We start from the raw sequence: 19858 nt of genomic DNA on the forward strand, positions 1-19858 counted from the left end.
GGCCCCCTTCGTCCGTACCGTCCGCCCCGTGCAGGTCAGCCCCGTTCGGGCAGACCGCCCTGCCGGATCACCCCTGCGTACCACCGTGCGCTGTCCTTGGGCACCCGGCGCTGCGTGGCGTAGTCGACGTGGACCAGCCCGAAACGCTTGGAGTAGCCCCAAGCCCACTCGAAATTATCCAGCAGGGACCAGGTGAAGTAGCCATGAAGCGGTACCCCCTCGGCGATGGCGCTGTGGCATGCCCGCAGGTGCGCGTCGATGTAGGCGATGCGCCCCTCGTCCTGGACCGTGCCATTTCCGTCCAGCGTCTCGTCGTAGCCCGCGCCGTTCTCGGTGATGTAGAGCGGGACGTCCGGGTACTCGCGGTGCAGCCGGGTGAGGACCTCGTACAGGCCGCCGGCGTCGATCTCCCAGCCCATCCCGGTGACGGGACGCCCGGTGGGGACGAAGCGGACATGGTCGCTGCCGACCCACGGGGAGTGCGTGGAGAACGGCGACGACGCGGTCTGTGCCGCTTCGCCGGGCGTGCCCGCGACGGTGTGCCGCGAGTAGTAGTTGATGCCGAGCTGGTCGATCGGCTGATTGATCACGGCCAGGTCGCCGTCCGCCGGGACGAACCCGCACCGGGCGGTGTCCGCGAGGACGTCCTCGGGGTAGCGGCCGAGGAGCAGCGGGTCGAGGAACAGCCGGTTCTGCAGCCCGTCGATGCGGCGCGCCGCGTCGACGTCGGCGGGGTCGTCGGTCGCGGGGGAGACCGCGTACAGGTTGACGGCGGCGCCGAACCGGTTGTCGGGGTGGCGGGCCCGCATCGCCTCGACCGCGAGGCCGTGGCCGAGCATCAGGTGGTGGGCGGCCTGCAGGGAGGCGGACGGGTCGAGGCGCCCGGGCGCGTGCTCCCCGGAGGCGTAGCCGAGGAACGCCGCGCACCACGGCTCGTTCACGGTCGTCCAGTGGTGGACCCGGTCGCCGAGGGCGGCGTTCACATGCGCCGCGTACTCGGCGAACCGGTGGGCGGTCTCCCGTTCGGGCCAGCCGCCCTTGTCCTCCAGCGGCTGCGGGAGGTCCCAGTGGTAGAGCGTCGGCCACGGCTCGATGCCGGCCTCCAGCAGCGTGTCGACCAGGCGCCGGTAGAAGTCCAGGCCCTCCTGGTTGAACGCCCCGGCCCCGGACGGCTGCACCCGGGACCAGGAGATCGAGAACCGGTACGCGGTCAGCCCGAGGTCGGACATGAGCGCCACGTCCTCGGGGAACCGGTGGTAGTGGTCCACCGCGACGTCGCCGGTGTCGCCGCCGAGCACCTTGCCGGGGGTGCGGCAGAACGTGTCCCAGATGGACGGGCCGCGTCCGCCTTCGCCGGCGGCGCCCTCGATCTGGTAAGCGGCGGTGGCGGCCCCCCAACGGAACCCGGTCGGGAACGGCGCGGCGGGGGCCGCGCTGGTGTCGTGCTTGAGGGAGGTCACGCCTTCACAGCACCTTCCATGATTCCGCCGATGATCTGGCGTCCGAAAATGATGAACACGACGAGCAGCGGCAGGACCGCCACGCTGGTCCCGGCGAACATGAGCGTGTAGTCCTGGAAGTGCGCGTTCGCCAGGTTGTTGATGGACAGCTGCACGGTCGGGTTGTCGGGGTTCAGCACGGCGAGCGGCCACATGAACTCGTTCCAGGTCTGCATGAACGTGAACAGGCCGAGGACGCCCGCGGCGGGCCGCAACGCCGGCAGGACGACGCGCCAGTAGATGCCGAACGTGGTGCACCCGTCGACGCGGGCCGCCTCGATCAGCTCGTCGGGGACGGCCTGCTCGGCGTACTGCCGCATCATGAACACGCCGAACCCGGTGACGAGGAACGGGACGATGACGGCCTGCAGCTGGTTCTGCCAGCCCAGCTCCACCATGATCATGTAGAGCGGGATGATGCCCATCTGCACCGGGATCATCATCGTCGCGATGATGACCAGCAGAAGCCCGTTCTTGCCGCGGAAGCGCAGCTTGGCGAACGCGAACCCGGCGAGCGAGGCGAAGAACACCGTGGAGATCGTCACCGCCCCGGAGGCGATCGCCGAGTTCAGCAGTCCCTGCGCGAAGTAGGCGTCGGGGTTGCCGAACAGCCGGTCGACGTTCTCGGCGCCGTTGCCGCCGGGCAGCAGCGGCGGCGGGACGTCGGAGACCACGTCGTTGGTGCGGGTCGCGACCGCGATCATCCAGTAGATCGGGAAGACCGACAGCACCAGCGCGACGACCAGCGTGATGTAGGTCAGCGGGCTGGCGTTCCACAGTCCGCGGAAGCGGCCGGGAGGCGGGGCGGCGTGCTTGCCATCGGAGCGCCGGCCGGGGCCGGCCAGGAGCGTGGTCACTTGGTGCCTCCGGTGCGCCGCACGGCCATGAAGTTGATCAGGGAGAACACGATGATCATCACGAACAGGGCCCAGGCGACGGTGGCGCCGTAGCCGTACCGGTCACTGCCGAACGCGTTGTCGTACATGTACATCGTGATCGTCTGGAACTGGTGCAGCGGGCCGCCGTCCATCTTGTTCGGCGTGTGGATGCTGAACAGGACGGGCTCGGTGAACAGCTGCAGCCCGCCGATCGTCGAGATGATCACCGTGAAGATGATCGTGGGACGCAGCATCGGGACGGTGATCTGCCAGAACTGCCGGATCCGGGACGCGCCGTCGATCGCGGCGGCCTCGTAGAGGTCCTTCGGGATCGCCTGCATGGCGGCCAGGTAGATCAGCGCGTTGTAGCCGGTCCAGCGCCAGTCGACCATCAGGGCGATGGCCACCCAGGACCAGCCGCGGCTGCTGCTCCAGGCGATCGGGTCGATGCCGACCAGCCCGATCGCCCAGTTGATCATGCCCCAGTCCTTGTCGAACATCTGGGTGAACACGATCGCGACGGCGGCGGTCGAGGTCACCAGCGGGGCGACCATGCCGATCCGGAACAGGGTCGGCATCCGCATCCGCCGGTTCAGGGCGTTGGCGACCAGCAGCGCGAGCAGCAGCTGCGGGACGGTCGCGATGACGAAGATCCCGATGGTGTTGACCGTCGCGTGCCAGAAGTCCGCGTCGGTCAGCAGGTAGTCGTAGTTCTCCAGCCCGATGAACTCGCGTGTCCCGGACGCCAGCTCCCATTCGTGGAGGGAGACCCAGAGGGTGAAGACGAGCGGGAACGCGCCGAAGATCAGGAAGACGAGGTAGAACGGCGAGATGAAGGCGTAAGGTGCGCCCTTCACGTCGAGCTTGGCCAGCCGGGCCCGCCAGGTGCGGCCGGGCCCCGGCCGGGCCTTCGCGGGCGAGGGCGGCGGGGGGCCGTTCCGGCTGGGGCGCAGATCGGTGGTCACGTCGTGCGCCTCCTTTCCGAGGACGGGTGAACTTTTTCATCCGGCCCTCTGTCGGAGCCGGTCCTTGTGCGGGCCTGCCGAGGATGAAAACGGTTCATTGCGGGAGATGGGTACGGCGGCGGCGCCGGCGGGGAGGTAGCGGCACGGCGCCGCCGCCGTGGTCTGGAGGTCGCCGGGGGTTACCTGGCGGCCTTCTCAGCCTCCTCGACGGACTTGGCCCATGCGCCGCCGGCGTCCTGCTTGCCCTGGCCCACCGAGACCAGGACGTTCTCGACCGCGGCCCGCACGTCCTCGTTCTTCGGCCCGAGGTGGACCGGCTTCACCGAGGCCACCAGCTCACCGAAGATCTTGCCGACCGGGGCGTTGTTGAAGTACTCGCTCTTCGCGCCCGCGACCGCCGGGTCCTGCGCCGCCTGCGGCGAGGACGGGAAGACGTTCGCCGCCTTGAACGCGGCGACCTGGCCCTCGGGGGAGGTCAGGAACTTGGCCAGCTCCGCGGCCTCCTTGGCGTGCTTGGTCTGCTTGGGAACGGCGAGCCACGAGCCGCCCCAGTAGCCGGAGCCGCCCGGGGTGGTGGCGACGTCCCACTTGCCCTTGCCGGCCTCACCGGAGAATTCCTCGATGCCCCCGAGCATCCAGGACGGGCACGGCACGGTGGCGAACGAGGCCCTCTTGAGGCCGTTCTGCCACGGCGGGGTGAAGATCGACATGTCGGCGGTGAGCTTGCTCTGCTCGAACTTCAGCGTCGTGTCGAACGCCTGCTTCACGGCCGGGTTGCTGTCGAAGACGAGCTCGTTCTTCTTGTCGAAGAAGCTGTACCCGGGGCCGTTGCCCGCGTTCTGCAGGACGGTGGCGCGGAAGACGGCGGTGGGGCCGTCCAGCCACTTGCTGTCGGGGACCTTCTCCTGGTACTCCTGCCCCTTGGCGAGGAACGCGTCCCAGGTCGGCCAGAGCTTGCCGACCTCCTCGCGTTCGGTCGGGAAGCCGGCCTTCTCGAACAGGTCCTTGCGGTAGCACATGGCGAGCGGGCCGACGTCGGTGCCGAGCCCGACGAGCTGCTTGCCGTCCGGGCTGATGCCCATCTGCCACTTCCAGGGCAGGAAGTTCTTCTCCAGCGCCTTGCCGCCGTGGTCGAAGAGGTTGACGAACTTGTCGGGCTGCTGCATGTAGAGCGGCAGGATGCCCTCCTCCAGCATGACGACGTCGCCGGCGCCGCTGCCGGTGGACATCCACTGCTGGATGCGCGGCTTGTACTCGTCGAGGCTGGAGACCTTGCGCAGCTTGACGGTGATGTTGGGGTGTGTCGACTCGTACTGCTTGGCGATCTCCTCGTACCCCGCCTCGCCGAAGACGTCGACGGTGAGCTCGACCGGACCGCCGTCCGAGCCGCCGCCGTCGTCGTCCCCGCCGCAGGCGACGACCAGGCCGCCGACGAGCACCGCCGCCATCGCCGTACTCAGTCCGCGTCGCATGATGGCCCTCATGGCGGACCCCTCTCAGGTTGGTGACTTCCAGTGTGTGGGAGCGCTCCCACGGATGAAAGACCGTGACTGGGCTCACTGTCAATGCGCCGAAATACAACCGTTACAACAAGCTAGCCGAGGGGGGAGGCTGGTCAGACCCGTCCCGACCCTCGGTCAGCCCCCGGTCAACTCTCCTTGACCGGGGTCAGCCGGGCCGCCGCCGGGGCCGGCGCCGTCGACCGCCGGACGACGAGTTCCGGCCGGTAGAGCAGCTCCGTGCGGGGTGCGCGGGACCCGCGGATCTCGTCCAGGACGGTGCTCACGGCGGCCATCGACATCTCCCGCACCGACTGCCGGACCGTGGTCAGCGGAGGGTCGAGATAGGCGGTCAGCAGCGAGTCGTCCATGCCGGTCACCGAGACGTCCGCGGGGACCCGCAGACCGCGCTGCCGGGCGGCCCGGATGGCGCCGAGCGCCATGATGTCGTTGCCGCCGCAGATCGCGGTGCAGCCCGCGTCGAGCAGCCGGGTCGCCGCGGCCTGCCCGCCCTCGACCGTGTACATGGTGTTGACGATCAGGTCGTCCACCTCGTCCGGCGCCAGGTCGGTGTGCGCCGCCATCCCGCGCCGGAAGCCCTCGGTCTTGCGCCGCGTCGGCACGTACACGTCCTGGCCGATCGCCAGCCCGATCCGCCGGTGGCCCATTGCGGCCAGATGCGCGACGATCGCCTCCAGCGACGCCACGTCGTCATTGGAGATGAACGGGGCGTCGATGTCGGGCCGGTACCCGTTCACCAGCACGATCGGCAGCGCCTGCTCCAGCAGCCGCGCGTACCGCGCCCGGTCGGAGTTGGCGTTGGCGTGCAGGCCGTTGACGAAGATGATCCCGGCGACGCCGCGTTCCAGCAGCATCTCGATGTAGTCGTCCTCGGCGACGCCGCCCGGCGCCTGCGAGCACAGCACCGCCATGTACCCGTGCCGGGCCAGCGCGCTCTCGATGACCTCGGCGAACGCCGGGAAGATCGGGTTGGTCAGCTCGGGGATGATCAGCCCGATCAGCCCGGCCCGCCGCTGGCGCAGCCGGGCCGGGCGCTCGTAGCCGAGCACGTCCAGGGCGGTCAGCACCGCCTGGCGCGTGGTCGGGGACACGCCCTGCTTGCCGTTGAGCACGCGGCTCACGGTCGCCTCGCTCACCCCGGCGTGCGCCGCGATGTCCGCCAGGCGTGTCGTCATGGGTTTCAACGGGCTTCTAGCGATTCCACCCGATCCTTCAGGGCCGGGAGGAGCAGCTTCGGTGCTGTCGGGCGCGTTCGCGCCCGTTGTCCGGGTGTGTGGAGGCTTGTGGGTCATGAGTCCTCTTGATTGATCATGGTTGCGTTGAGTGATTTTGTCGGCGCGTATCGCTATCTTTCGTGGTCATGAAGTTGGCAAGGGCCTGGAGCGGCATCGGCGGGCGCAGGCGCGGCGGCGCGCTGAGTTGCAGAAGAAGAAGGCGGCCGGGTCCCGCTCGGCCGCGCGGCGGCCGGCCAAGCGCAAGGGGCGCGAGTCCCGGCACGCCACCGATCAGAACCACATCATCAGTAAGCGGATCGTGGCCGATGCCCAACGCACCGGTCGCGGAATCGCCGTCGAGCAACTGGCGGGGATTCGCGACCGGGTCCGGCTCAAGCGGCACCAGCGGGCCACGCTGTCGAACTGGCCGTTCCACCGGCTCGGCGCCTTCCTCGAATACAAGGCCCACCGGGCCGGGGTGCCGTTCCTGCAGGTGGATCCGGCCTACACCTCCCAGACCTGTCCCACCCCGTGGTGCGGGCACGTCTCCCGAAGCAACCGCCCCACCCGGGGCCGGTTCCGTTGCGGCGCGTGCGGGCTCGCTGGCCTGGCCGACGACATCGCCGCCGTGAACGTCCGCAACCGGGCGCGCACGGCGTGGGCATTCGTCACCATGCCCGACCCCGACCCCCGGCGACCCGGCCGGGACCGGGGTGATGCGCCCCCGGCGCCACAGCCTGTGGCGAAGCGGAGTGCGACAAAGCGTGATCACCGAGCCTCCAAGCTCGGTCACGGCCGAGAAGGTGACATTAGTCGTCCTCCTTGATGTCCCACCACAGTGCGGTATCCGAAGGCAGCTCCACGTGATCCCCGTCCGCGTGGACCGGTCCGCTCGCGAGGAGCGGGGTCCCGGACGCGGGGACGCGCACGGTGCCGCCGCCCAGGTTGACGGCGCACGCGAGCCGCCTGCCCGCGCCGTCGCCCCCGTTCGTCTCGTGCACGCTGCCCGTCTCGTGCGTCTCCCGGACGAAGACCAGTGTGCCCCGTGGAGCGGCAAGCCAGCGCAACGAGCCGTCGCCGAGCGCGGGGTGCTCGCGCCGGATGCGCAGCGCCCGCTCGTAGAGCGTCAGCATCGAGCCGGGGGCGCCGCGCTGCGCGGCGACCGTGAGGTCGCGCCACGCGGTGGGGATCGGGAGCCAGGACGCGGCGCCCGCGCCGAACCCGAACGGGGGCTCCTCGCCCTCCCACGGCATCGGGACGCGGCAGCCGTCGCGGCCCGCGCCCTCGCCGCGCAGACGCTGCGGGTCCTGCTGGAACTCCTCCGGCAGGTCGAGCACCTCGGGCAGGCCGAGCTCCTCGCCCTGGTAGACGTAGGACGACCCGGGCAGCGCCAGCGTCAGCAGCGCGGCCGCACGGGCGCGCCGCAGGCCCCGCTCCCCGTCGCCGTACCGGGTGACGTGGCGTTTCACGTCGTGGTTGGACAGCACCCAGGTCGCGGGCGCGCCCACCGCCCCGGCGGTGCGCAGCGACTCGTCGATCACCTTCCGCATCCCGGACGCCTCCCAGGGCGCGGTCAGGTAGTGGAAGTTGAACGCCTGGTGCAGCTCGTCCGGGCGGGTGTAGGCGGCGAGGCGTTCGGGGGTCGGCGCCCACGCCTCGGCGACGGCGATCCGCTCCCCGTCGTAGGAGTCGAGCAGGCGCCGCCATTCGCGGTGGATGTCGTGGACGGCGTCCTGGTCGAAGTACGGCAGGACGGCGGTGCCGAGCATCTCGATCTGGTCGGTGTGGCCGACGTCCGGGAGCCCCTGCGCCTTGGCCATGCCGTGCGCGACGTCCACCCGGAAGCCGTCGACGCCGAGGTCGAGCCAGAACTTCAGGATGTCCGCGAACTCGGTGTGGACCTCAAGGTTCTCCCAGTTCAGGTCGGGCTGCTCGGGGGCGAACAGGTGCAGGTACCACTGGCCGTCCGGCAGCCGGGTCCAGGCGGGGCCGCCGAACACCGACTCCCAGTCGTTGGGCGGTTCGGCGCCGCCGCGTCCCCGCCCGTCGCGGAAGATGTAGCGGGCGCGCTCGGGGGAGCCGGGGGACGCGGCTAGCGCGCCCTGGAACCAGGCGTGCCGGTCGGAGGTGTGGTTGGGGACGACGTCCACGATGATCCGCAGGCCGTGGGCGTGCGCGTCCGCGATCAGGCCGCGGGCGTCCGCGAGCGTGCCGAACAGCGGGTCGACGTCGCGGTAGTCGGCGACGTCGTAGCCGAAGTCGGCCATCGGGGAGACGTAGAACGGGGTCAGCCACAGCGCGTCCACGCCGAGGCCGGCCAGGTAGGGCAGCCGGGCCCGGATGCCCGGCAGGTCGCCGACGCCGTCGCCGCCCGAGTCGGCGAAGCTGCGCACGTACACCTGGTAGATGACGGCGTCGCGCCACCAGCGGGTTCCGCCCCCTCCGAGGTCTTCGGCGGGGACGATCAGGGTGTCCTGGGTCATGAACATCCTTCGAATGGGGAGCTGTCAGCGTGCACTGGGTTCATGTCGGGTTCACTTGACTCCGCCGGCGGTGAGTCCGGCGACGATCCGGCGCTGGAAGACCAGCACCACGACGATCAGCGGGACGGTCACGATCACGCCCGCCGCCATCTGGGTGCCGAACGGCTGGTCGAACCCCGAGACGCCGGTGAACTTGGAGATCGCGACCGTGGCGGTCTGCATCTCCTTCTTGTTGACCATGGACAGCGCGATGAGGAACTCGTTCCAGGCGGCGATGAAGGTCAGGATCGCCGTGGTGAACACCCCGGGCGCCGCCAGCGGAATGATGATCTTGCGGAACGCCTGGCCGCGGGTGCAGCCGTCCACCATCGCCGCCTGCTCCAGCTCGAACGGCAGCTGCCGGAAGAACGCGGTGAGCAGCCAGACCGACAGCGGCAGCGCGAACCCGAGGCTCGGCAGCACCATCGCCTGGTAGGTGTTGATCCACTCGATGTCGGTGAAGAGCTTCAGCAAGGGAACGAGCTGGGAGATTCCCGGGAACATCGTGGTCGCGATGATCAGCCCGAGCACCGCGTTCTTGAACCGGAAGTGCAGCCGGGCCAGCGCGTACGCGGTGAACGTGCCGATCAGCAGCGTCAGCACGGTCGTGCAACCGGCCACGATGACGCTGTTCAGCAGCGCGCGGCCGAACCCGTTGTCGCCGGAGAACACCGCGGAGAAGTTCTCCGACGACCACCGTACCGGGACGATCGTGTTGTCGAACTGGTCCTGCGGCCGGCGGAACGCCGAGATCGTCATCCAGTAGAACGGCGCGAGGCAGTAGACCGCCACCAGCGCGAACCCGAGGTAGGACAGCGTCCGGCGGGTGAGGGAGCCGTTCACGCGGCCACCTTCTTCCGCCTGCCGCCGCGTCCGCTACGGCCGGTGTGCTGGCGCGCCTCGCCGATGATGTCGGCGCCGAGCAGCTTCACGAACAGGTACGCGATCAGCGCGATGTACAGGAACAGGACGGTCGCGTACGCGGCCGCCGACCCGTACCGCAGGTTGGACGCCTCGAACCAGGCGATCATCGTCAGGGTCTCCACGGACTTCTGGTTGACGCCGATCAGGACGGCGGGCAGGTCGAACATCCGCAGCACGTCCAGCAAGCGGAACAGCACGGCCACCAGCAGTGCGGGCTTGACCAGCGGCAGCGTGATCCGCCAGAACTGCTGGACGGCGCCGGCGCCGTCCACCCGCGCCGCCTCGTAGACGTCGCGGGGGATCATCTGCAGCCCGGCGAGGACCAGCAGCCCGATGAACGGGGAGGTCTTCCACACCTCGGCGATGACGACGGCGATCTTGGCGGGGAACCCGTCGGCGGTCCACAGGATCTGCTCGCGCAGCAGCGCGTTGGCGGCGCCGTCCGCCTGGAAGATCCACCGCCACAGCAGGCCGGAGATCGCGGTCGGGATCGCCCACGGGACGAGGATGCTGGCGCGCACCACGGACCGTCCCCGGAACATCCGGTTCATGATCAGCGCCATCGCGACGCCGATCACGGTCTCCAGGATCACGGTGGTGACGGTGAAGAACGTGGTGTTGCCGAAGGCGTTCCAGAACGCCTCGGCCCGGTCGCCCTGGAAGATCGCGGTGTAGTTGCCGAGGCCGACGAACCGGTCGCCCTCCACGACGAACCCCTGGGCGTCCAGGCCCTCGCCCCGCGCGTACAGCGACTCGCGGAATCCGGCGAGGACCGGGTAGCCGATGACCAGTGCGAGGACGAGCAGCGTCGGGGACAGCAGCAGCGCCGCGAGCCGCCTCGTCCCCTGCACGTCGCTCTTCGGTTTGCGCCTGCCCGTGAGCCCGCGCCGCGCGTCCGCCGCGGGGGTGCCCGCGGCGGACGGCGTCTCGTCGTGCGTCGTGGTCATGCCGCTCACTGTGCCGCGGTCAGCGGCTGAAGCTTGGCCTGCAGGTCGGAGAGGGCCTGCTCGACGGGCTTCTTGCCGGTGACGGCGTCGTACATCTCGCCCTGGATCGCGGCGGTGACGTCGCCGTACTTGACCGCGACCGGACGCGGCTTCGCCGTCGTGATGGCCTGCTTGAGGACCGGCAGGTACGGGAACTTCTTCACCATCTCCGGGTCGTCGTACAGCGCGGCGATGGTCGGGGCCTGCGAGGTCGCGAGCAGGTTGGCGCGCTGCGCCGCCTCACCGGTCAGGTACCGGATGAAGTCGAGCGAGGTGGCCTTGTTCTTCGCGAACGCCGAGATCGCGAGGTTGTGCCCGCCGAGGTTGGCGACGCCGGGGCCGTCCGGTCCGGGCAGCGGCGCGACCGCGAACTTGCCGGCCACCTCCGACGAGCCGTCGTCCTCGTTGGCGAGCGCGTACTGGTAGGGCCACTGCCGCTGGAACAGCAGCTTGCCGGACTGGAAGTAGCGGCGCCCGCCCTCGGTGTCGAGCGTGACGGCCTCCTTGGGCATCCGGGTCTTCTTGGCGTTCACCAGGAACTCGACGCCCTGCTTGGCCTGCGGAGTGTTCAGCGTGGGCTTGCCGTCTTCGCCGATGATCGAGCCGCCGGCGGCGGCGATCGCCTCGACCGCGCTGATCGTCATGCTCTCGGTCTTGTTGACCTCGGTGAAGTAGCAGTCGACGTCCTCGCCCTCGGGCAGTTTCCGCACCTTGTCGCAGGCGTCCCACATCTCGTCGTAGGTCTTCGGCGGCGCGGAGACCCCGGCCTTGCCGAGGAGGTCCTTGCGGTAGTAGAGCATCCCGGCGTCGGACGTGGACGGCACCGCGTAGAGCCGGCCCCGGTACTGCCCGGTCTTGATCGTCGCGGGCAGCATCGCCGACAGGTCGATCTTGTTCTTGGGCAGTTCGGCCAGCCAGCGGTTGGCGGCGAACTCGGCGGTCCACACGACGTCGAGGTTCAGCACCGAGTAGGCGTCCGACTTCGTCGTGGCGTTCTGGATCATCTGCTGGCGCTGGTCGTTCGGCTCGTCCGGCAGCTCGATGACGCGGACCTGCTCCTCGGGGTGGTCGGCGTTCCAGCCGTCCACCTGCTTCTGCAGGTTGCCGGACCGGTCCTTGCCGGTCACGAACGTGATCGGCCCGCGGCCCTGCAGGCTCTGCGCGCTCGTGCCGCCCTGCGAGCCGCCGCCGTCATCGCCGCCGCAGGCGGTGAGCGAGAGTGCCAGGGCCGCGCAGACGATGCCGGCGATCGGGGGGATGCGCCGCATGGTGTCCTCCTTCGCGGGACGCGTCTTGGGGAACGCCGTCCCGCCGCTCCGGGATTGGGGTGGCTGGAGCGGGACGTTAGCAACGCGTTTCAGTCTCGTAAACACCTTGCAGAAACTTTCAGCAAGTCCGTGGCCGATCTGTAACTCTTTACAGCGCCCCGCGGCCAAACCCGGTCGACAACGCCGCGACGCCTGCGCCAGGCTGCCCACGTGAACGACCCGGTGAACGACAGCGCAATCGACCTCGTCCGCGACCACACGATCCTGTCGGTCGTGACCGGGTCGCGAGCCTACGGGCTGGCGACCGGTGAAAGTGACGTCGACCGGCGCGGCGTCTACGCGGCGCCGGCCCCGCTGTACTGGGGTTTCACCAAGCCGCCCACCCATCTGGACGGCCCGCTGCCCGAGCAGTTCTCCTGGGAGCTGGAGCGGTTCTGCGAGCTGGCCCTGGGGGCCAACCCGACCGTCCTGGAGTGCCTGTGGTCGCCGCTCGTGGAGAAGGTCACGCCGATCGGCGAGGAGCTTCTCGCCGTCCGGCCCGCCTTCCTGTCCAGGCACGTGCACCGCACGTTCCTCCGCTACGCCGATGCGCAGTTCCGCAAGCTGGAAGGCGACTTGCGGAACGGCGGCGTGCCGCGCTGGAAGCACGTCATGCACATGCTGCGGCTGCTCGTCAGCGGCCTGCACCTCGTCCGGCACGGCGAGCCGCGCGTGGACGTCGGAGACCTGCGCGACCGGCTCCTCGCCGTCCGCCGGGGCGAGGTCGGCTGGGACGAGATCCAGACCTGGCGCGCCACCCTCGCCGCCGACCTGGACGAGGCCCTCGACCGCAGCCCGCTGCCCCCAGAGCCCGACCGCGCGAAGGTCGAGGAACTGCTGATCTCCGTACGACGCAGGAGCGTGGACTGGTGAACCTCCCCGAAGGCATGCTCGATTGTTTCGCGGCCGGGCACCCCTACCCCCGCGCGTTCGTCACGGTCAGCGGCGCCCACCTTTACGGATTTCCGTCGCAGGACTCCGACATCGACCTGCGCGGCGTCCATCTGCTGCCGCTCGAAGAGATCGTCGGCCTGAAGACCGGGGACGAGACCGTCACGCTCATCTGGGACCACGAGGGTGTGGAGGCCGACGCCGTCACGCACGACCTGGCCAAGTTCTGCACCCTCCTCCTGCGGCGCAACGGGTACGTCCTGGAACAGGTCATGTCGCCGCTCGTCATCACCACGTCGCCGGTGCACGATGAGCTGAAGGAACTCGTCCCGGGACTGCTCACCTTCAACCACGCGTACCACTACCTGGGTTTCGCGCGGACCCAGTGGAAGGCGTTCGAGGAGACGAACGAGCTGAAGCCGCTCCTCTACACGTTCCGGGTCCTGTTGACGGGCATCCGCCTGATGCGGACGGGCGAGGTCGAGGCCGACCTGACGCGCCTCACCGGCGACGGGCCGCCCTATCTCCCCGACCTGATCGAGGCGAAGCGCGCCGCCGAACACGGCGCCCTGCCCGGGGACGCGCCGTCCGCCGCCCGCCTCAAGGCCGACAAGGACGCGCTCACAGCCCGCCTCGAACAGGAACGCGACCGCAGTGACCTCCCAGAACATCCCGCGAACTTCCGTGCCGTGCACGACCTCGTGGTCCGCACACGCCTAGGCTGAACCCTGCGGTGCCTCCCCTCCGTGCCACTGGGATATACGGACTGTTCAACGCAACCACCTGGTGCGTCCGCCACGTACCACGGGTGACTGCGGAGCCGAGGAAGGGGAGCGATGCGGGACCAGGGCATCGACCAGAAGGACATCGCGGAGGCGGATCTCAGGACCCGGCGGGGCGTGTTCCGTGCCGTCGCGTTCCGGGACCCGGTCGACGGGCACGAGCACATGGCGCTCGTCCGGGGCGACATCCGGGGGCGGGAGAACGTGCTCGTGCGGACGCACTCCGAGTGCATGACCGGCGACATCTTCGGCGCCACGCGCTGCGAGTGCGGGGACCAGCTCGGCGCGGCGCTGGACGCGATCGTCCGCGAGGGCGCCGGTGTCCTGGTGTACCTGCGCGGGCACGAGGGACGCGGCATCGGGCTGGTGGCGAAGGTCCGCACCCACATCCTGCAGGACGACCAGGGCCTCGACACCGTGGACTCCGCCACGGCGATCGGGCTGCCGGTGGACGTCCGCGACTACGGGCCGGCGGCGCGCATCCTGCGGTATCTCGGGATCGGGTCGGTGCGGCTGATGTCGAACAACCCGGTCAAGGTGAGCGCCCTGGAGTCCTACGGCGTCGCCGTGGCGGCACGCGTGCCGCTCCTCGTCCCGGCGAGCGACGACAACGTCCGCTACCTCACCGCCAAACGCGACCGCCTCGGCCATGACCTCCCTCAGTTGGACGTCCCCGTGCTCGACGCCGCCGTTGTCGGCGAGGCACCGGTCAGCGAGGTCCGCGGATGACGCGGCCGATGGCGGTCACGCGGCCGATGAGGACCGTGCCGCCGCGCGTCTTGTACACCGCCGGGGCGCCGCGCCGCACCAGGCTGCTGCCGACCCGGAGCGTCGAGCTGGCGGCCGCGGTGGGCGTGCAGTTCGCGCTGCTGGCGGTGCTGCGGCCCGGCCTCGCGGGCGTGGCCGCGGGCGTCGTGTACGCGCTGGTGTCGTGGGGCGTCCTCAGCGCCGCGTTCCGTATGCGGCGCACGCTGGGACCCGCCGACCACGTCACGCTGGGACGCGTTGTGCTCACAGGCGGTGTCACGGCCCTGGTGGCGGGGCATCTGATGGGTGACGGACACACGTGGACGCTGGTCGCGGTCGCGTCGGTGGCGCTCGTCCTGGACGGGGTGGACGGGCAGGTCGCCCGGCGCACCGGGACGGCCTCGAAACTCGGCGCCCGGTTCGACATGGAGGTCGACGCCTTCCTCGTGCTGGTGCTGAGCGTCCAGGTCGCGTGGTCCGCCGGGGCGTGGGTGCTGGCGATCGGGGCCATGCGGTACGTGTTCGGCGCGGCCGCGTGGGCGGCGCCGTGGCTGCGCGCGGACCTGCGGCCGAGCATCGCGCGCAAGGGTGTCGCGGTGGTGCAGGGCGTGGCGCTGACGGTGGCCGCGGCGGGCGTCGTCCCGTACGGGGGCGTGCTCGTGGCGGCGGCGCTCGCGCTGCTGGTGTGGTCGTTCGGACGGGACGTCGCGTGGCTGTTCACGCGGCGGCACGCCGGCCGGCCGGGGAGCCCGCGGTGCCGGGGAGGCCGGGGCGGCCGGGGGAGTCGGGGGAGGAGCACGGATGGAGCGCGAAGCCCGCGCCTTCTGGATCCCGTCGCCCGGTAAGGGGGAGATCCGCGACGTCCTCCTGCCGGAGCCGGGGCCGGGTGAGGTGGTGGTCCGGACGGTCTGCTCGGGGGTGAGCCGGGGGACGGAGTCGATCGTCTTCCGCGGCGGCGTCCCCCCGAACCAGCACGCGATCATGCGGGCGCCGTTCCAGGACGGGACGTTCCCGGGCCCGGTCAAGTACGGGTACCTGAACGTCGGCGTGGTCGAGCACGGCCCGTCCGGTCTGGCCGGGCGCCACGTGTTCTGCCTCTACCCGCACCAGACCCGGTACGTCGTCCCGGCGGGCGCGGTCTGCCCGATCCCGGACGGGGTGCCGCCGGAGCGCGCCGTCCTGGCCGGGACGGTGGAGACCGCCGTGAACGCGCTGTGGGACGCGGCGCCGCTGATCGGCGACCGCGTCGCCGTGGTCGGCGCCGGGATGGTCGGCTGCTCGGTCGCCGGGGTCCTCGCGGGGTTCCCGGGCGCCGACGTCCAGCTGGTCGACACCGACCCGTCCCGCGCGGGCGTCGCGCGGGCGCTCGGCGTCCGGTTCGCCCTCCCGGACGAGGCCGAGAGCGGCTGCGACCTGGTGGTCCATGCCAGCGCCACCGAGGCGGGGCTGGCCCGGTCGCTGGAACTGCTCGCGCCGGACGGGCAGGTCGTGGAGCTGAGCTGGTACGGCGACCGGCGGGTCAGCGTCCCGCTGGGCGAGTTCTTCCACTCGCGGCGGCTGACCGTCCGGGGCAGCCAGGTCGGGGCGGTGCCGCCCGCCCTCCGGGCGCGGCGGAGCTTCGCCGACCGGCTGGCGCTGGCGCTGCGGCTGCTCGCGAACCCGGCGTTCGACGCGCTGATCACCGGCGAGAGCGCCTTCGGCGACCTGCCGCGGGTCATGCCGCGCCTGGCGAGCGGTGAACTTCCGGCCCTCTGCCACCGAATCACCTACTGAGTCCTTTTGAACCCGACCGCATGGAGGACGACCTTGTTCGGCATCACCGTCCGCGACCACGTCATGATCGCCCACAGTTTCCGCGGCGAGGTCTTCGGGCCGGCGCAGCGGCTGCACGGCGCGACGTACGTGGTGGACGCGACGTTCCGCCGGGGCGATCTCGACCCCGACGGCCTCGTCGTCGACATCGGGCTCGCCACCCGCGAGCTGGCCGGGGTCCTGGGCGGGCTGAACTACCGCAACCTGGACGACGAGCCGGACTTCACGGGCGTCAACACCTCGACGGAGTTCCTCGCCAAGGTCATCGCCGACCGGCTCGCCGAACGGGTCCACGCGGGCGCGCTCGGCGAGAACGCGCGCGGCCTGTCCGGCATCAAGGTGACGCTGCACGAGTCGCACGTCGCGTGGGCCGACTACGAGCGTGCGCTATGAGCGGTCACGAGATCTGCTTCGTCGTCCCCGGCGACATCGACGACGCCGACGTGCCGAGCGGCGGCAACCACTACGACCGGCGGCTGTGCGACGCGCTGACGGCGTCGGGCCGCACCGTCCGGGAACTGCCGATGCCGGGGGCGTGGCCGCGTCCCGACGCCGCCGCCCGGACGGGGCTCGCGCGGTCGCTCGCCGCGCTGCCGGACGGCGCCGTCGTCCTGCTGGACGGCCTGGTGGCGTGCGGCGTCCCCGAGATCGTCGTCCCGGAGGCGGGCCGGCTGAGGCTCGCCGTCCTCGTCCACCTCCCGCTGGCGGACGAACCCGGGCAGGACGACCTGAACGCGGGCGAGCGCAAGGTGCTGGAGGCGGCCGGGGCCGTCGTGGCGACCAGCCCGTGGGCCAAGGAGCACCTCATCGCCCACCACGGCCTCGTGGCGTCCCGCGTCCACGCCGTCACCCCCGGGACCGATCCCGCGTCGCTCGCGACCGGCACCGACGGGACGACCCGCCTGCTGTGCGTGGCGTCGGTGACGCCGCGCAAGGGCCACGACGTCCTCGTCGAGGCCCTCGCCGCCCTCGCGCACCTGCCGTGGCACTGCGAGTTCGTCGGCCCGCTGCGCCGCGACCCCGAGTACGTGACGCGCGTGCACCGCCTGATCGCCCGGCATCGGCTCGGCGACCGCGTCCACCTGGAGGGGCCGCTGACGGGCAAACGGCTCGACGACGCCTATGCCGGCGCGGACCTCCTCGTCCTCGCGTCCCGCGCCGAGACGTACGGGATGGTCGTGACCGAGGCCCTCGCGCGCGGCGTTCCCGTCGTCGCGACGTCGGTGGACGGCGTCCCCGACACGCTCGGCTGGGACCCGGCGGGCAACGTTCCGGGGCTCCTCGTCCCCCCTGACGATCCCGCGGCGCTGGCCACGGCGCTGCGCCGCTGGCTGGTGGAACCCGAACTGCGGGGCCGGCTGCGCGCCGCCGCCCGGCAGCGCCGCGGCATGCTGCCCGGCTGGGACGACACCGCCCGCCGCATGGCCACCGTCCTGTCCCGCCTGCGCAGGGAGACCCGATGAGTTACGAGCCCGCATGGCTGGCGCTGCGGGAGGGCGCCGACGCCGCCGCCCGCGCCTCCGACCTGCTCGACCCGCTCCGGGACGCGCTCCCGCCGGGTGAGCCGCTGGTCATCTGGGACCTCGGCTGCGGCACCGGCTCCCTGGGACGCTGGCTGTCGGGCCGGCTGCGCGGACCGCAGCACTGGATCCTGCACGACCACGATCCCCGGCTGCTCGACCGCGCCCGCGACAACGTCTACGTCACCGCGGACGGGCTGCCCGCGACGATCGAGACCCGCAAGGGCGACATCGCCTCGCTGCGCGCGTCCGATCTCGTCGGCGCGTCCCTCGTCACCGCGTCGGCGCTGCTGGACGTGCTGACCGCCGCCGAGGTCGAGGCCATCGCCGCCGCGGCGGCCTGCCCGGCGCTGCTGACTCTGTCGGTCGTCGGACGCGTCAGGCTGTCCCCGCCGAACCCGCTCGACGCCGAGATCGCCGCCGCGTTCGACGCCCACCAGCGCCGCGGCGGCCTCCTCGGGCCGGACGCCGTCACCGCCGCGACCGCGGCGTTCGGGCGGCGCGGCGCGCAGGTCAGGACGCGCCCGAGCCCGTGGCGGCTCGGCCCCGCCCAGGCCGCGCTGACCGCCGAATGGCTGCGCGGCTGGGTCGCGGCCGCCACCGAGCATCGTCCCGGCCTCGGCCGGGCCGCCGAAGGCTACCTGCGGCGGCGGCTCGCCGAATGCGCCGCCGGCGGGCTCACCGTCGAGATCCACCACGTCGACCTGCTCGCTCTCCCCGGGGGTTCCGTGTGATGAGGTCCTGGGTGACGAAGCTCTGGCCCTGGCTGCGCCTGCTCACCGGGCTGGGCATCCTCGCCGGGCTCCTGTGGTGGCACAGCACGGACGCGTTCGTGGACGCGTTCCAGGCCATCGACGCCCGGTCCGTCGTGATCGCCCTCGCGATCGGGCTGCTGACGACCGTGCTCAGCGCGGCCCGGTGGTGCCTCGTCGCCCGGCGTCTCGGCCTGCGGCTGCCCATGGCGGAGGCCGTCTCGAACTACTACAAGGCGCAGTTCCTCAACGCGGTCCTGCCCGCGGGTGTTCTCGGCGACGTCCACCGCGCGGTGACCCACGGTCACCGGTCCGGTGACGTCGGCCGCGGCGTGCGGGCCGTGTTCCTCGAACGGGTGACGGGCCAGATCGTCCCGGTCGTCGTGGGCGTCGCCGTCCTGTTCACCCAGCCGGCCGTGCTGTCGGCCATGGCGCCGGTGATGACCCCCGCCCTGGTCGCGATCGCGGTCGCCTTGAGCGTCCTGCTCGTCCTGGCCCGCTGGCGTCACCGGGCGTTGTCGGCCATGGCCGCCGACGCGCGCGCCGTCCTCGACATCTGGCCCCCCATCGTGGTCCTGTCCGTCACCGCCCTGGCCGGGCACCTGACCCTGTTCGTGGTCGCCGCCCGCCTCGTCGGCGCGACGGCGCCGCTCGGCACCCTGGTGCCGCTGCTCCTGCTGGCGCTCCTGGTGATGGTGCTGCCGGTGAACGTCGGCGGCTGGGGCCCCCGCGAGGCCGTCCTCGCCGTCGCGTTCGGTGCTGCCGGGCTCGGGTCAGCGCAGGGCCTCACCGTCTCCGTCGTGTACGGGGTGCTCACGTTCGTCGCGTGCCTGCCCGGCGCCGCGACCCTGCTGCTGAAGCGCCGCGAGGCAGTCCCCGAAAGCCGCGACCAGGCTCCGCAGAGCGTCCCGGCCCTTGCCGGCGTCGGCCAGTGACGGCCGCCCGATGACGCCCGACGCGGTGTAGGGGGCCATCCCGGCCGTCAGCAGATGCCGCCGGTCGCCGGCCAGGTGATCGGCGGTCTCGTACCCGTCCCGGACGAGTTCCGGGTGGGCGTGCAGCAGGATCGACGTCTCCAGCTCCCCGGCGTGCATGTCAGCGTCGTTCGACGTCTCGACGCCCGCCGCCGTCCGCGCCTCGGCCCACTCGTCCGGGCCGGGGAACAGCGCCATGTCGCCGTGCGCCTCCTGGACGACGTTGCCCAGCACGTAGTTGCCGCCGTGCCCGTTCACCAGCACCAGCTTCGGCACCCCGGACCTGCGCAGCGACTCGGCGACGTCCCGCACCACCGCGTGCAGGGTCGCCGCCGAGATGCTCACCGTCCCGGGCCAGGCGGCGTGCTCGTGCGAGCAGGAGATCGTCACGGGCGGGAGCGTCCGCACCGGGTGGGCCTTCGCGATCTCCCGCGCGACCGTGCAGGCGATCACCGTGTCCGTCGCGAGCGGCAGGAAGGGGCCGTGCTGCTCGTGGCTCCCGATCGGCAGGACCGCTACGGGGACGTCCGGTTCCTCGGAACTCGTGTGCATCGGCAACATGCCC

19 protein-coding genes and 1 pseudogene are annotated in these 19858 nt (G+C 71.4%); 10 read left to right on the forward strand and 10 right to left on the reverse strand.

What is annotated here, in order from left to right:
* Positions 1-35: 35 nt before the first annotated feature.
* The 5 genes from AB0C35_RS40020 to AB0C35_RS40040 all read right to left on the reverse strand — a co-directional run bounded on the left by AB0C35_RS40020 (position 36) and on the right by AB0C35_RS40040 (position 6037).
* Entirely contained in the window at positions 36-1460 is a 1425-nt protein-coding gene (locus AB0C35_RS40020) for a GH1 family beta-glucosidase (protein WP_358467738.1), read from the reverse strand.
* Complete coding sequence (locus tag AB0C35_RS40025) at positions 1457-2356, reverse strand: carbohydrate ABC transporter permease (RefSeq protein ID WP_358467741.1); 900 nt, start codon at positions 2354-2356, stop codon at positions 1457-1459. The genes AB0C35_RS40020 and AB0C35_RS40025 overlap by 4 nt, the downstream gene beginning before the upstream one ends.
* Positions 2353-3342, reverse strand: coding sequence for a sugar ABC transporter permease (locus tag AB0C35_RS40030; protein WP_358467744.1), 990 nt, complete (start codon positions 3340-3342; stop codon positions 2353-2355). Before AB0C35_RS40030 ends, AB0C35_RS40025 begins: the two co-directional genes overlap by 4 nt.
* A 179-nt stretch (positions 3343-3521) precedes the next feature.
* The gene (locus tag AB0C35_RS40035; RefSeq protein ID WP_358467747.1) at positions 3522-4814 is read right to left on the reverse strand and encodes an extracellular solute-binding protein; all 1293 of its coding nucleotides are present in this window, start codon (positions 4812-4814) and stop codon (positions 3522-3524) included.
* A 176-nt stretch (positions 4815-4990) separates the two neighbouring features.
* Positions 4991-6037: a LacI family DNA-binding transcriptional regulator gene (locus AB0C35_RS40040; RefSeq protein WP_358467750.1), complete on the reverse strand. Its 1047-nt coding sequence runs from the start codon at positions 6035-6037 to the stop codon at positions 4991-4993.
* Positions 6038-6185: 148 nt separating this feature from the next.
* On the opposite strand from AB0C35_RS40040, the gene AB0C35_RS40045 reads away from it, so the two are divergent.
* On the forward strand, positions 6186-6902 hold the full coding sequence (locus tag AB0C35_RS40045) for a transposase (protein ID WP_358467753.1): 717 nt from the start codon (positions 6186-6188) through the stop codon (positions 6900-6902).
* On the opposite strand, the gene AB0C35_RS40050 is transcribed toward AB0C35_RS40045, so the two are convergent.
* From AB0C35_RS40050 to AB0C35_RS40065, 4 genes are read right to left on the reverse strand one after another with little or no spacing between them, the layout of a single operon-like run.
* On the reverse strand, positions 6886-8559 hold the full coding sequence (locus AB0C35_RS40050) for a glycoside hydrolase family 13 protein (protein ID WP_358467756.1): 1674 nt from the start codon (positions 8557-8559) through the stop codon (positions 6886-6888). The genes AB0C35_RS40045 and AB0C35_RS40050 overlap by 17 nt on opposite strands.
* 51 nt (positions 8560-8610) lie before the next feature.
* Positions 8611-9441, reverse strand: coding sequence for a carbohydrate ABC transporter permease (locus tag AB0C35_RS40055; RefSeq protein WP_358467759.1), 831 nt, complete (start codon positions 9439-9441; stop codon positions 8611-8613).
* Positions 9438-10469 (reverse strand): sugar ABC transporter permease, encoded by a 1032-nt coding sequence (locus tag AB0C35_RS40060; RefSeq protein WP_358467762.1) that lies wholly within the window; start codon positions 10467-10469, stop codon positions 9438-9440. The genes AB0C35_RS40055 and AB0C35_RS40060 overlap by 4 nt, the downstream gene beginning before the upstream one ends.
* A 5-nt stretch (positions 10470-10474) precedes the next feature.
* Positions 10475-11776 carry an ABC transporter substrate-binding protein gene (locus AB0C35_RS40065; protein WP_358467765.1) on the reverse strand — a complete coding sequence of 434 codons (1302 nt, stop codon included), beginning with the start codon at positions 11774-11776 and terminating at the stop codon, positions 10475-10477.
* A gap of 210 nt (positions 11777-11986) precedes the next feature.
* Between AB0C35_RS40065 and AB0C35_RS40070 the strand changes: the two genes are divergently transcribed.
* The 9 genes and pseudogenes from AB0C35_RS40070 to AB0C35_RS40110 all read left to right on the forward strand — a co-directional run.
* Positions 11987-12688 (forward strand): nucleotidyltransferase domain-containing protein, encoded by a 702-nt coding sequence (locus AB0C35_RS40070; RefSeq protein WP_358467768.1) that lies wholly within the window; start codon positions 11987-11989, stop codon positions 12686-12688.
* Positions 12685-13431, forward strand: a complete 747-nt coding sequence (locus AB0C35_RS40075; RefSeq protein WP_358467771.1) for a nucleotidyltransferase domain-containing protein — start codon at positions 12685-12687, stop codon at positions 13429-13431. Before AB0C35_RS40070 ends, AB0C35_RS40075 begins: the two co-directional genes overlap by 4 nt.
* A gap of 111 nt (positions 13432-13542) precedes the next feature.
* Positions 13543-14217 (forward strand): GTP cyclohydrolase II, encoded by a 675-nt coding sequence (ribA, locus tag AB0C35_RS40080; RefSeq protein ID WP_358467774.1) that lies wholly within the window; start codon positions 13543-13545, stop codon positions 14215-14217.
* An 8-nt stretch (positions 14218-14225) separates the two neighbouring features.
* On the forward strand, positions 14226-15080 hold the full coding sequence (locus AB0C35_RS40085; RefSeq protein ID WP_358467777.1) for a CDP-alcohol phosphatidyltransferase family protein: 855 nt from the start codon (positions 14226-14228) through the stop codon (positions 15078-15080).
* Positions 15037-16008: a zinc-binding alcohol dehydrogenase gene (locus AB0C35_RS40090; protein ID WP_358467780.1), complete on the forward strand. Its 972-nt coding sequence runs from the start codon at positions 15037-15039 to the stop codon at positions 16006-16008. The genes AB0C35_RS40085 and AB0C35_RS40090 overlap by 44 nt, the downstream gene beginning before the upstream one ends.
* 33 nt (positions 16009-16041) lie before the next feature.
* Positions 16042-16440 carry a 6-carboxytetrahydropterin synthase gene (locus tag AB0C35_RS40095; protein WP_358467783.1) on the forward strand — a complete coding sequence of 133 codons (399 nt, stop codon included), beginning with the start codon at positions 16042-16044 and terminating at the stop codon, positions 16438-16440.
* Positions 16437-17510 carry a glycosyltransferase family 4 protein gene (locus AB0C35_RS40100; RefSeq protein ID WP_358467786.1) on the forward strand — a complete coding sequence of 358 codons (1074 nt, stop codon included), beginning with the start codon at positions 16437-16439 and terminating at the stop codon, positions 17508-17510. Before AB0C35_RS40095 ends, AB0C35_RS40100 begins: the two co-directional genes overlap by 4 nt.
* Positions 17507-18301, forward strand: coding sequence for a class I SAM-dependent methyltransferase (locus AB0C35_RS40105; RefSeq protein ID WP_358467789.1), 795 nt, complete (start codon positions 17507-17509; stop codon positions 18299-18301). Before AB0C35_RS40100 ends, AB0C35_RS40105 begins: the two co-directional genes overlap by 4 nt.
* A pseudogene (locus AB0C35_RS40110) lies at positions 18301-19089 on the forward strand (lysylphosphatidylglycerol synthase transmembrane domain-containing protein); the annotation flags it as partial. The gene AB0C35_RS40105 and the pseudogene AB0C35_RS40110, both read left to right, overlap by 1 nt.
* A gap of 3 nt (positions 19090-19092) precedes the next feature.
* On the opposite strand, the gene AB0C35_RS40115 reads toward AB0C35_RS40110, so the two are convergent.
* Positions 19093-19854, reverse strand: a complete 762-nt coding sequence (locus AB0C35_RS40115; RefSeq protein WP_358467792.1) for a creatininase family protein — start codon at positions 19852-19854, stop codon at positions 19093-19095.
* Positions 19855-19858 lie beyond the last annotated feature (4 nt).

Origin of the sequence: Spirillospora sp. NPDC048819, from assembly GCF_040650055.1 — a bacterium.
In the GTDB taxonomy this organism is placed as follows: domain Bacteria; phylum Actinomycetota; class Actinomycetes; order Streptosporangiales; family Streptosporangiaceae; genus Spirillospora.

Coding starts and splice junctions, on each gene's coding strand:
- AB0C35_RS40085 (WP_358467777.1), top strand. CDS start 14,226: ATGGCGGTCACGCGGCCGATGAGGACCGTGCCGCCGCGCGTCTTGTAC.
- AB0C35_RS40105 (WP_358467789.1), top strand. CDS start 17,507: ATGAGTTACGAGCCCGCATGGCTGGCGCTGCGGGAGGGCGCCGACGCC.
- AB0C35_RS40100 (WP_358467786.1), top strand. CDS start 16,437: ATGAGCGGTCACGAGATCTGCTTCGTCGTCCCCGGCGACATCGACGAC.
- AB0C35_RS40065 (WP_358467765.1), bottom strand. CDS start 11,776: ATGCGGCGCATCCCCCCGATCGCCGGCATCGTCTGCGCGGCCCTGGCA.
- AB0C35_RS40050 (WP_358467756.1), bottom strand. CDS start 8,559: ATGACCCAGGACACCCTGATCGTCCCCGCCGAAGACCTCGGAGGGGGC.
- ribA (WP_358467774.1), top strand. CDS start 13,543: ATGCGGGACCAGGGCATCGACCAGAAGGACATCGCGGAGGCGGATCTC.
- AB0C35_RS40060 (WP_358467762.1), bottom strand. CDS start 10,469: ATGACCACGACGCACGACGAGACGCCGTCCGCCGCGGGCACCCCCGCG.
- AB0C35_RS40035 (WP_358467747.1), bottom strand. CDS start 4,814: ATGCGACGCGGACTGAGTACGGCGATGGCGGCGGTGCTCGTCGGCGGC.
- AB0C35_RS40090 (WP_358467780.1), top strand. CDS start 15,037: ATGGAGCGCGAAGCCCGCGCCTTCTGGATCCCGTCGCCCGGTAAGGGG.
- AB0C35_RS40040 (WP_358467750.1), bottom strand. CDS start 6,037: ATGACGACACGCCTGGCGGACATCGCGGCGCACGCCGGGGTGAGCGAG.
- AB0C35_RS40115 (WP_358467792.1), bottom strand. CDS start 19,854: ATGTTGCCGATGCACACGAGTTCCGAGGAACCGGACGTCCCCGTAGCG.